9 protein-coding genes are annotated in these 11,681 nt (G+C 40.8%); all 9 read left to right on the top strand.

Annotated features, from left to right (window positions below):
- Positions 1–75 precede the first annotated feature (75 nt).
- The 9 genes from IEW93_RS03575 (at position 76) to IEW93_RS03535 (ending at position 11,663) form a co-directional block, all read left to right on the top strand.
- Positions 76–369 carry a YebG family protein gene (locus IEW93_RS03575; protein ID WP_188736989.1) on the top strand — a complete coding sequence of 98 codons (294 nt, stop codon included), beginning with the start codon at positions 76–78 and terminating at the stop codon, positions 367–369.
- Positions 370–419: 50 nt separating this feature from the next.
- Positions 420–878, top strand: a complete 459-nt coding sequence (gene msrC, locus IEW93_RS03570) for a free L-methionine (R)-S-oxide reductase MsrC (RefSeq protein ID WP_188736987.1) — start codon at positions 420–422, stop codon at positions 876–878.
- Positions 879–1,154: 276 nt separating this feature from the next.
- Positions 1,155–1,775, top strand: a complete 621-nt coding sequence (gene proQ / locus IEW93_RS03565; RefSeq protein WP_188736985.1) for an RNA chaperone ProQ — start codon at positions 1,155–1,157, stop codon at positions 1,773–1,775.
- A gap of 21 nt (positions 1,776–1,796) precedes the next feature.
- Entirely contained in the window at positions 1,797–3,848 is a 2,052-nt protein-coding gene (gene prc / locus IEW93_RS03560) for a carboxy terminal-processing peptidase (RefSeq protein ID WP_188736983.1), read from the top strand.
- A gap of 140 nt (positions 3,849–3,988) precedes the next feature.
- The gene (gene pepN / locus IEW93_RS03555; RefSeq protein WP_188736981.1) at positions 3,989–6,550 is read left to right on the top strand and encodes an aminopeptidase N; all 2,562 of its coding nucleotides are present in this window, start codon (positions 3,989–3,991) and stop codon (positions 6,548–6,550) included.
- Positions 6,551–6,641: 91 nt separating this feature from the next.
- The gene (locus tag IEW93_RS03550; protein ID WP_188736980.1) at positions 6,642–6,857 is read left to right on the top strand and encodes a DUF2835 domain-containing protein; all 216 of its coding nucleotides are present in this window, start codon (positions 6,642–6,644) and stop codon (positions 6,855–6,857) included.
- A 316-nt stretch (positions 6,858–7,173) separates the two neighbouring features.
- The gene (locus tag IEW93_RS03545; RefSeq protein ID WP_188736978.1) at positions 7,174–9,222 is read left to right on the top strand and encodes a DUF1302 domain-containing protein; all 2,049 of its coding nucleotides are present in this window, start codon (positions 7,174–7,176) and stop codon (positions 9,220–9,222) included.
- A 13-nt stretch (positions 9,223–9,235) separates the two neighbouring features.
- The gene (locus IEW93_RS03540) at positions 9,236–10,600 is read left to right on the top strand and encodes a DUF1329 domain-containing protein (RefSeq protein WP_188736975.1); all 1,365 of its coding nucleotides are present in this window, start codon (positions 9,236–9,238) and stop codon (positions 10,598–10,600) included.
- A gap of 52 nt (positions 10,601–10,652) precedes the next feature.
- Positions 10,653–11,663 carry a WD40/YVTN/BNR-like repeat-containing protein gene (locus IEW93_RS03535; protein WP_188736973.1) on the top strand — a complete coding sequence of 337 codons (1,011 nt, stop codon included), beginning with the start codon at positions 10,653–10,655 and terminating at the stop codon, positions 11,661–11,663.
- Positions 11,664–11,681: the final 18 nt, after the last annotated feature.

Raw genomic sequence — 11,681 nt, 5'->3', positions numbered from 1 at the left:
AATCAGAATACTTGCATCATAAGTTATATATGTGAGATTCTATGCACTGTATATAAAAACAGTGAGGATAATATCATGGCAGTGATTACCCAATTTGTCGTGGTCAGAGAAGGGGTGGAAAAGATGACATTCACATCGAAAAAGGAGGCCGATGCCTACGATAAGATGCTTGATATTGCCGACAACTTGCTCCCATTTTTGACTCAAGCAGATTTAGGTCTTGATGAAAATAAGTGCGAACAACTCGCATTTTATCTTGCAAGCAATAAAGATGAGCTTTCTAACTTGCTAAAAGGCACAGTACAGGTTAAAACCCCTGCAGCAGCAAAACCTAAAAAAACGTCTGCCAAAAATACATCAGTACAATAACGACGTAAATGCCGACAACGAGCATCTAACGCCTGAGCAAAGGATCAAGAATGAAACCTGAATTTTACCAAACATTAAATCGTCAAGCGCAAGCGTTACTTGAAGGCGAAGATGATTTAATTGCGGCTATGGCTAACTTTTCTGCACTGCTTAATGATAATCTTGCTGACCTTAATTGGGCAGGCTTTTACATTAAAAGAGGTGACAAATTAGTGTTAGGCCCATTTCAAGGTAAAGTTGCCTGTACACGTATCGATATGGGCAAGGGCGTTTGCGGAACTGCGGCGGCATTAAATGCTACCCAGCGTGTTGCAGATGTGCACCAATTCGATGGTCATATTGCTTGTGATTCTGCGAGCAATTCTGAAATCGTTATTCCGGTTCGTCAAGGCAAAGATGTGGTGGCAGTGTTAGATATCGATAGTCCTTTGCTGAATCGATTTGATGAAGAAGATCAAATTGGACTCGAAATGATGGTAAAAAGTTTTGAATCTTGCTTATTTGGTTAAATTGCGAACAAATAAGGCTAAATCATAGTCGCATTCGCCGCTGCGGGCTTTATAATACGCAACTGCACGCATTTATACTGGATTTCACTGTGAGCGATGATTTAAGCTGATAGGGAGTCCGGTTAAATTGTTAAGGTTTGTTTCAATGACTTTAGCAAACAGGCGGATAATGATAATTTGTACGTTGGACTTTATTGAATAAAGTTTGGCGAAAGATGAACGACTGCATGGCACTTTAATGCCGCTAACAGTCCCTTTATTAACGTGGAAGTAAAAATGGAATCAACAGACAAGTTGACCGACACCAACGCAATTTTAGCGTATTTATATGAAACCTTTCCTTTATGCTTTATTGCTGAAGGTGAAACTAAACCATTAAAAATCGGTTTGTTTCAAGATTTGGCTGAACGGTTAGCTGATGATTCTAAAGTCAGTAAAACACAATTGCGTGTTGCGCTTCGTCGTTATACAAGTAGCTGGCGCTATCTTAAAGGCGTAAAAGCCGGTGCAAAGCGTATCGATCTTGATGGCAATGACTGTGGTGAGTTAGAGCAAGAGCACATCGATCATGCTCAAGCGACGTTAAAAGAAAGCCAAGAAAAGGCTAAAGCGAAGCGTCAGGCTCAAGCACCTAAAAATGCTCCTAAAAAGCCAGCAAAAAAAGCAGCACCTAAACGTGCACCAGTGAAAAAAGAACGTCCAGTACCTGTCGCTGCGCCTGTTGTTAAACTTGAGCCTGCAAAGCTTGAAGAATTAAAACAAAAGCAACGAGTGAATGTTAAGTTAGGCGCGACACCGGTTCCTGGTGTTGTCACTGATATTAACAAAGAAGATGTGCATGTTCAGTTAGACACTGGCTTGACCATCAAAGTACGTGTAGAGCACATACTATTATAGAAATTTAAGGAGTACTTGTTGATGCGAAAACTTACCTTGGCCGTGTCGATTGCCAGCTTATTTGTCGGCTTTTCGGCGTGGGCAATATCACCAACGATTCAAATCAGCGAGTTACCCAAACTAGCACAAGAGCCGCAACATAAAGTGGCTAGCAAGCGAGTAACAACGTTATTTACTCGCTCGCACTACCATCGTTTTACCCTTGATGATGCCTTTTCTGAGCAAATCTACTCTCGTTATTTAGAACAACTTGATTACCGACGTAATGTACTTACAGCACAAGACATTGCCAGTTTTGACAAGTACAAAAGCGAATTCGATAACATGGTAACCTCTGGTGATATTAGCCCTGCATTTACCATGTATGATCTTGTACAGCAACGTCGTTATGAACGTTTTGCTTACGCGCTTTCTCTTCTAGATAAAGAATTTGACTTCACCAAACCCGGTGATGCTTACGAATTTGACCGAGAAGAAGCCGCGTGGCCAAAAGACGAAACAGAGGTCAATGAGTTATGGCGTCAACGTGTTAAATACGATGCGTTAAACTTAAAGCTAACAGGAAAAAATTGGCCAGAAATAGTTGAAGTGTTAGAAAAACGCTACAACAATGCCATAAAGCGTTTAAGTCAGACCCAAAGCGAAGATGTATTTCAAAGCGTTATGAATGCCTTTGCCCGCAGTGTTGAGCCTCATACCAGTTATTTATCGCCTCGTAATGCAGAACGTTTCCAAATGGAAATGAACCTAAGCCTTGAGGGCATTGGTGCTGTGTTACAAATGGACGACGACTACACTGTGATCAAAAGTCTGGTTGCTGGCGGCCCTGCAGCGAATAGTGAAAAACTATCCCCTGAAGATAAAATTGTCGGCGTTGGTCAAAAAGGCAGTGATATCGTTGATGTTATTGGCTGGCGCCTAGACGATGTAGTTGACTTAATTAAAGGCCCGAAAGGCAGTGAAGTCGTATTACAGATATTACCTAAAAAAGGCGGGGTCAACGCTAAGACGTTTGAAGTCACCATTACCCGTGACAAAATTCGTTTAGAAGATCGCGCCGCAACGTCAAAAGTGATAGAACCAACAGAAGGCCAATACGCCAACCGTAAAGTGGGTGTTATTCAAATTCCTGGGTTTTATATGAACTTATCCCAGGATGTTGCCAAAGAAATCGCTAAACTTGAAAAAGACAATGTCGAGGGGATCATTATTGATCTTCGCGGTAATGGTGGTGGTGCATTAACCGAAGCAACATTATTAACGGGTCTATTTATCGATATGGGGCCAGTTGTTCAAATTCGTGATGCAAATGGTACCGTTAATGAAAATCGAGATAACGATGGTAAAAGTGCCTACACTGGCCCATTAACCGTGATGGTAGATCGTTACAGTGCCTCGGCATCTGAGATTTTTGCAGCGGCTTTGCAAGATTATGACCGTGCGTTAATTGTTGGTGAGTCAACCTTTGGTAAAGGCACTGTACAACAGCACAAGAGCCTAGGTCGCATTTACGATATGTATGAAAAGCCCATTGGGCATGTTCAATATACTATTGCTAAATTTTATCGTATTAATGGCGGCAGCACTCAGTTAAAAGGTGTGACTCCTGATGTTCGTTTCCCAAGTGCGCTAGAGCCGGGAGAATATGGTGAGTCTGAAGAGAAAAACGCACTGCCTTGGGATAAAGTCCCTGTCGCGCAATATAATACCTTGGGTAATATAACCCCAAGCTTAATCAGTAACCTCGATACCAAGCACAAAGCCCGTATTGTTAATGATACTGAGTTTAGTTATATCTACGAAGATATTAATGAATTTAAAAAGCATCATAATGACAAAACCATTTCGTTGGTTGAAAGTGAACGAATTGCTTCTCGTGAGTCTGATGATCAACGTGCATTAGACAGAGCCAATGCTCGTCGTATACAACAAGGTTTAGAGGCCGTTAAGTCTTTAGATGACATTGAAACAACAGATGATAGCAAATTGCCTGATGCATTTTTAGATGAAACAGCCTACATCACTTTAGATATGGCTGATGCTGAAAAGCTGGCTAAAACAACAGCTAAATAAGTATTTTCGTACACGATAAAAACGCGCTTAATGCGCGTTTTTTCTTAATTATTTTTTTATTAAGTAGCACAATTTTGTAGGCAATCTGCACACTTGTGAAAAACATAGAATATCAATGCGTTTGTTTAAAAGGATCCAGTATGAGCCAAGCACAAGAAAAACACTTAAAAGATTATGCCAAGCCTGCATTCACTATTACTCATGTTGATCTCAATGTTATTTTAGATGGTAAAAACACCAAAGTGACAGCCACCAGTAAGGTGGTTCGCAATGGTGAGCATCAGCATGATTTGGTGTTAGACGGTGAGCAAGTTTCATTAAGCTCGGTAAAGTTAAACGGCGTGTCGGCAAACTATCGTCAACATGATAACCAATTATTTATTCATACCGAATTATCTGAATTTGAGCTAGAAGTAATCACCTTATTGGATCCAGAAGCTAATTCGAGCCTTGAAGGTTTGTATATGTCAGATGGTGCGTATTGCACACAGTGCGAAGCAGAAGGCTTTCGTCGCATTACCTATTTTTTAGATCGCCCAGATGTACTTGCCATTTATACCGTGCGCATCGAAGCCGATAAAGCCGCATTTCCATTTTTATTAAGTAACGGTAATTTAATCGATAAAGGCGAAATGCCTCGCTCTGGTCGACATTTCGTTAAATGGCATGACCCATTCCCGAAACCTTGTTATTTATTTGCCCTTGTTGCGGGTGATTTTGATGTGTTAAATGACAGTTTTACAACCCAATCTGGCCGTGAAGTTAAACTGCAAGTATTTGTTGATAAAGGCAACCTACATAAAGCCGATCATGCTATGGCCTCATTGAAAAAATCAATGAAGTGGGATGAAACCCGCTTTGGCCTAGAATACGACTTAGATATTTATATGATTGTTGCAGTCGACTTTTTCAATATGGGTGCGATGGAAAATAAAGGCTTAAATGTCTTTAATACTAAGTATGTTTTAGCTGACAAAGCCAGTGCGACCGATGATGATTACCACGGTATTGAATCAGTTGTAGGTCATGAATATTTTCATAATTGGACCGGCAACCGAGTTACTTGCCGTGATTGGTTTCAATTGAGTCTAAAAGAGGGTTTAACTGTTTTTCGCGATCAAGAGTTTAGCTCTGATGTGGGCTCTCGAGCGGTTAACCGCATTCAAGCTATTCGTGTAATGAAAAACCAGCAATTTGCTGAAGATGCTGGGCCTATGTCGCATCCAATTCGCCCTGAAAGTGTCATAGAAATGAACAACTTCTATACGGTTACTGTTTACGATAAAGGGGCAGAAGTTATTCGTATGATGCACACCATTTTGGGTGAAGCAGGGTTTCAGGCCGGGATGAAGTGTTATTTTGAACGCCACGATGGCCAAGCAGTAACCTGTGATGATTTTGTTAATGCGATGCAAGACGCCAGCGGTAAAGATTTAACCTTATTCCGTCGATGGTACAGTCAGGCTGGTACACCTGTCGTGACAGTAACAGATAAATTTGATAAAAATAGCGGCGAATATCATTTAACCATTAGCCAGCAAGTTGTATCTAAAGGCTTAAAAGGTCAAACTTTACACATTCCGTTTAGTGTTGAGCTTATTGACAATACCGGTACGTCAATTGTTAATAAAGTATTAGATGTCACTAAGGCTAGCCAGACATTTGTGTTTGATGGCCTTAACAGTGCACCCACACCTTCTTTATTACAAGACTTCTCTGCACCGGTTAAATTAGTTTATGATTTTTCAATTGATCAATTGGTGCATTTAATGCGACATGCTTCTAGTGAAGTGGCTCGTTGGGAAGCGTCAGTTCAATTAGTGAGCCAAACGATTTGGACCAATATATCTCATCTACAATATCAACAGGTGATGACAGTAGACAGCCGTGTTATTGAAGCGTTTAGAGGCATTATTTTAGACGATAAAGTGGATCAGGCACTTGTGGCTGAAATTCTGTCTATTCCTTCTGCATCAGCACTTATTGAGCAGGTTGATCACGTTGATTTAGATGCGCTAGCAAAAGCGAGAGAATTTGTTGTAGAAGAGTTAGCAACGGCTTGTGAAGATGAGTTATTAGCACAATACCGTCAGTTGAATCCTCTTGATAATGCTGGCGCCCGTGCATTTAAAAATATCGCCTTGTGTTTATTGTGCCAAGTGTCAGATATGCACGAAAGTTTAGTCGAAAAACAATATTACTCAGCGCAAAATATGACAGATTGTTTGGGAGCGCTTAAAGCCGCAGCAACGGCTCAATTAAGCATTTTGCCACAACTGTTAAGTGATTTTGAATCGAAATGGCATTCGACTCCATTGGTAATGGACAAATGGCTAACGTTACAAGCATTGATCAATCATGACAATGTGATTGATAACATTAAGCTGTTGACTAAACACAGTAGTTTTAGTTTCTCTAACCCTAACCGGGTACGCTCATTAATTGGTGCATTTGCCGGTGCAAATACTTATCAATTTCATCGAGCTGATGGAGAAGGGTATCGCTATTTGACTAAAATTCTAATTAAGCTGAATAAAAGCAATCCTCAAGTCGCTTCGAGAATGATTACTCCGCTGATCCAATTTGCTAAATTTGATGCCTCACGACAGGAATTAATGAAGCAGTGTTTGAAAGAGCTTAAAGAACTACCGGATCTATCGAAAGATTTATACGAAAAAGTGACAAAATCTTTGCTTGAATAGCCATGTTGAATAGCCATTTATCCAGAATAAATTTGGCAATGCTGTGACTAAATAAGGAGAGGTGACTCTCCTTTTTTTTGTGGAGAAATTGATGGAATTACATTTTTCATTGCAGGTCAGCTACGATGCTTTTTTACCTTACTACCAAGGGCTTGCAGAAAAAGTTGAAGTACGTGATGACCAAGGAAGAGTACTGCACATTAATGGTAAGTACTTTAGGCCTTTTTTAACTCCTCAAGGGATCCGAGGAAAGTTTAAATTGGTGTTAAATAATGATGGTAGCTTCAAATCCCTTAATAAATTATAGAGCATATACTCCAAACGCTTGATTGATTCCTGTTATGGGTTGGTTAATATTTTGTTTTTTTCTAAGTGTATGAAAATAAACTTTTTTCGCTGACTGTTCATTCTTTGTAAAAATGATGATTTTCTCAATTCAAATATTCCGGTGCTTATTTCTGTTTTTTTTGGCTAAACATCGTTAATTTTCTTAAACATTTTCTTTTTTTTGACCTTGCTCAACATCGCTAAATGCTGTAACAATGGTGTTGCCTGTGGGCTAACAAGATGTTGGTTTCAATTCCTATAACAACTAATCCAACAGGTTACGGAGATGAACTAAAATGAATATTGTTAAGAAAAGATTTAACAAGTCGGCTCTCGCTTTGGGGGTGGTGTCGGCATTAACTTTGGGCATGAGCACTTCAGCCTCTGCGGTTTCGTTTGATTGGGGTGATGTGCAAGGCACATTTGACTCAACATGGACCGCGGGTGCAAGTTGGCGTGTTTCTGACCGCGACTGGTCTGGTCAAATTGGTAAAGTTAACCAACCGCAATTTGATTGGTCTGGATATTCCGCTTTTGGTGGAGCTTTTGGCTCAACCAAGTACACATCAGCTGAAATTTGGGCGCAATCAGGCTCATATTCAAGCAACAACGATTTAAGTAATTTGCTTTATGCTAAAGGCGATACCACTTCTGAAATCGTTAAAGGATTGCATGAGCTATCACTTAAGTACGAAAACTATGGTTTGTTCTTACGTGGTATGTATTTTTATGATCGCAAATTAAATGATGGCGATTATGATTTTAATGACCCATTAACAGGTAAAGAATTTGACCCTTGTGAAGACAGCCAAGCATCAGAAGTGCAATGTAAAGACATTCGCTTACTTGATGCATTTGTTTATGGTAACTGGGATTTAAATGACGGTGCCAACCCGCTGAGTGTTCGTGTGGGTAGTCAGGTTGTTTCATGGGGTGAAAGCGCACTCATTTCACATGGTATCTCTGAAATTAACGCCGTGGATCTTAACATCCTAAACGCGCCAGGTTCAGAGCTTAAAGAAGCGTTCCGTCCTCAAGGTATGGTATGGGCTTCTTTAGGGCTAACAGAAAACCTTAACGTTGAAGCTTTTTATCAATATGAATGGCAAGGTATTTGGGTTCCTACACCAGGTTCTAATTTTGCGACCAACGATTTTGCAGGTTTTGGTGGCTATGACCAAAACGCACAGTTAGGCTTTAACTCTAATCCAGACATCAATCAGGACTTTTTAATTTCTGAATATTCACGTTTGTATGAAGCTGCAGCCGCTACAGGCTTTAATGCTGCATATGCTGCATATATGACCGCATATTCAACTAAAGTGGCCCTGGTTCAAGATGATGCAGCTCCAAGTGATGATGGACAGTTTGGTGTTAAATTAGGCTATTACTCACCAGAGCTTGGCGAGACAGAGTTTGGTTTATACTACATGAACTACCACAGTCGTCGCCCTATCATCAGTGGTACCGCGTCTAACTTTACAGCAGAAGCTATCGGTCGCGATTATGGACGTTTAGCCGCTAGCGGTGGTGAAATCGATCGTGATTTACTTCTTAGCATGGAAACATTTACTAAAGCTCAGATTGTGTATCCTGAAGATATTCAATTGTATGGATTTAGTTTTAACACGCTTGTTGGTGAAACTTCAGTAGCGGGTGAGATTGCCCACCGTGTTGATGAACCGTTACAAATTGATGATGTAGAATTACTGTTGGCTGCAATGCCTCAACAGTTGGCAAACGCCGGTCTACGTCCTGATTTAGATGGCATCTCACAAATGGATGTGTATGATCCAGGTGAAACCGTTGACGGTTATATCACCCGAGATACTACTCAGGCTCAGATGACATTCACACATTTATTTGGCCCAACACTTGGCTTAGATAATTTGACCATGCTCGCTGAAGTTGGCGGTGTATGGATCCATGATATGCCAGGTTTTGATGAGTTACGTTTAAGTGGTCCTGGTACTGCGCGTTCTGGTGGTAATCCAGATATGCCAGGTATCATTGAAGCATTACACAACGGTCCAGAAACCAATCCATTCCCAACCGATTTTGCTTGGGGTTACCGTTTAGTCGCTAAAGCCGACTTTAATAACGTGTTTGCTGGGGTAAACATGTCTCCTCGCGTGATTTTCTCGCACGACGTTGATGGTATAACACCTGATCCAATGTTCTTATTCACAGAAGGCAGAAAATCTGTTGCTGTGGGTCTAAACTTTGATTATCAGAGTCGTTGGGGAGCGGATCTTTCTTACAACAACTTCTTTGGTGGTGTAGGAACAACTAATGCGATGACAGACAGAGATTATATCTCTTTCAACGTCAAGTATTCGATTTAAAAGGATAATTATAATGAAGAAACTGACGATATTATCGGCAGCAGTGATTATGGCACTCGGTGCACCTGCTGCGCTGGCGAAAGTATCACAAGCTGACGCTGACAAATTGGGCACAACTTTAACGCCATTAGGCGGTGATAAAGCGGCTAATGCAGATGGTTCAATTCCTGCTTGGGATGGTGGTATTACTCAGCCTGTTGCGGGTTATACTAAGGGGATGCATCACCCAGATCCTTTTCCTGATGATAAAATATTATTTACCATCACAAATGCCAATAAAGCTCAATATGCTGAATTTTTAACTCCAGGACAAAACAAACTGTTTGAGTTGTATCCTGATTCGTACCAAATGAATGTGTATCAAACACGTCGCAGTGCATCTGTTCCTCAGTATGTTTATGATGCAACAAAGAAAAATGCTGTTAGCGCAGAACTAGTTTCTCAAGGTAATGGTATTTCTGGTGCGACTATTGGGGTACCTTTTCCTATTCCTGCAAATGGTTTAGAAGTGATTTGGAATCATATTCTTCGCTATCGTGGTGTGGATGTAGAAACATATCGTAGCCAAGCGGCTCCAACTTCAACAGGCTCATACACCTTAGTTGAAAATGCTGAAGAAATTCGCTTTGAGTATACTCGCCCTGAAATTACATTAGACAAGCTAAAAGAAACCAACACCTTGTTTTACTTTAAGCAAGTTGTGACTCAGCCAGCCCGTTTAGCAGGTACCGCGTTATTAGTTAAAGAAACCATGGACCAAGAGGCATTGCCTCGTCAAGCATGGACTTATAACACTGGGCAACGTCGCGTACGTAAAGCGCCTAATGTGGCATTTGATACACCAGGCACAGTGTCTGATGGCCTAAGAACCACAGACGATTTCGATATGTTCAACGGTTCTCCTTCACGTTACAACTGGGAACTTGTTGGTAAAAAAGAAATTTATATTCCTTACAATGACTACAAGCTACATTCAGACAAATTAAAATATGAACAAATTTTAAAACCTGGTCATATTAATCCTGAATTTGCGCGTTACGAGAAACATCGTGTATGGGAAGTGAAAGCAACGTTGAAAGACGGCATGCGCCATATCTATAAATCGCGTGTTTTCTATATCGATGAAGATTCATGGCAAATTGCCTTAACTGATATGTATGACAACCGTGATGAGTTGTATCGTGTCGGTGTGGCTCATTCTATTAACTATTACGATGCATTAACAAATTGGAGTACGTTAGAAGTATTCCATGACTTGCAATCTCGTCGCTACTTGGCAATGGGGTTAGATAACGAAGGTCGCATGTATAACTTTGATGCTTCTCTTTCTGAATCTAACTTTACACCAGATGCATTAAGACGCGCTGGTATTCGTTAATTAGCCATAAAATAGGGGCGCCAAGCGCCCCTTCATTGTTAAGGAAGTTTGTATGACGTTTAGCATGCTTCGCAGTGCAGTGGCGATTGGGATTAGTGCATGTTTATATACTGCTTCAGTAGATGCCCAACTCGACCCATTAACTGTTCAAATTCAGCCTTTAGCTCAATCCTCTTTATTACTTGATATTGCCAATGCGGGTGATCGCCTGGTTGCCGTAGGGCAACGTGGTAATGTGCTATTGCTCAAAAATGGTCAATGGCAGCAAGTTGCTACTCCTGTGTTAACTCAATTAACCAAAGTCTTCTTTTTCGATGAGATGAAAGGGTGGGCCGTAGGGCATGATGCAACGATTATTCATACCAATGACGGTGGTGAAACCTGGTCTGTGCAGATGCAATCAGTCAAGATTGAAAAGCCCTTTTTAGATGTGCGTTTTTATACCCCTAATGATGGTATTGCTGTTGGCGCTTATGGCCTGTTTTATCGAACCGCTGACGGTGGTAAAACTTGGCAAGATGAATTTCATCAAGAATTATTATTTGAAGAAGATATTGCCTATTTAAATGAATTAAAAGCCGAAGATGAATCTTTGTATTTGTCTGAGCGCTCAGCGTTATTACCACATTTTAATCGTTTAATTCGTTTAGCCGATCAACGATTATTATTAGTCGGTGAGTTAGGTATGGTTGCGGTATCGGATGATAATGGACACACCTTCACAAAAGTTGATTTTGATTATGATGGGTCAATGTTCAATGCCATACAGGTAAATGACAGCATTTATGTTATGGGGTTGCGTGGTCATGTGTTTAAATCTGATTTGAGTTTGTCTCAGTGGCAACAGGTTGAATTACCTGTCGAGTCGTCCATTAATGGTGCACTTGTCACTGCAAATAATGAATTATATCTTGTGGGTAACGCTGGGATAGTCTTGTCGGTAGAGGGCACCCAAGCTGAAATGGTCACGCGTCGCCAAGGTGAAAACATCGTTGCAATAGCAAAGGACAGTGAAGGCCAATTATGGTTTGCCGGTTCTAAAGGACTGTTCCAGCTTAATTAACCGAAAGGTTAAATTGGA

It is taken from the genome of Shewanella inventionis, assembly GCF_014641855.1.
GTDB classification, from domain to species: domain Bacteria; phylum Pseudomonadota; class Gammaproteobacteria; order Enterobacterales; family Shewanellaceae; genus Shewanella; species Shewanella inventionis.
Note: the sequence above shows the minus strand (reverse complement) of the source record. Positions and strands in the feature narration are given on the sequence as shown.

Bases quoted from the DNA above. Each gene is read 5' to 3' on its own strand.
- proQ (WP_188736985.1), top strand. From the start codon at position 1,155: ATGGAATCAACAGACAAGTTGACCGACACCAACGCAATTTTAGCGTAT.
- IEW93_RS03540 (WP_188736975.1), top strand. From the start codon at position 9,236: ATGAAGAAACTGACGATATTATCGGCAGCAGTGATTATGGCACTCGGT.
- IEW93_RS03550 (WP_188736980.1), top strand. From the start codon at position 6,642: ATGGAATTACATTTTTCATTGCAGGTCAGCTACGATGCTTTTTTACCT.
- IEW93_RS03545 (WP_188736978.1), top strand. From the start codon at position 7,174: ATGAATATTGTTAAGAAAAGATTTAACAAGTCGGCTCTCGCTTTGGGG.
- prc (WP_188736983.1), top strand. From the start codon at position 1,797: ATGCGAAAACTTACCTTGGCCGTGTCGATTGCCAGCTTATTTGTCGGC.
- pepN (WP_188736981.1), top strand. From the start codon at position 3,989: ATGAGCCAAGCACAAGAAAAACACTTAAAAGATTATGCCAAGCCTGCA.
- IEW93_RS03575 (WP_188736989.1), top strand. From the start codon at position 76: ATGGCAGTGATTACCCAATTTGTCGTGGTCAGAGAAGGGGTGGAAAAG.
- IEW93_RS03535 (WP_188736973.1), top strand. From the start codon at position 10,653: ATGACGTTTAGCATGCTTCGCAGTGCAGTGGCGATTGGGATTAGTGCA.
- msrC (WP_188736987.1), top strand. From the start codon at position 420: ATGAAACCTGAATTTTACCAAACATTAAATCGTCAAGCGCAAGCGTTA.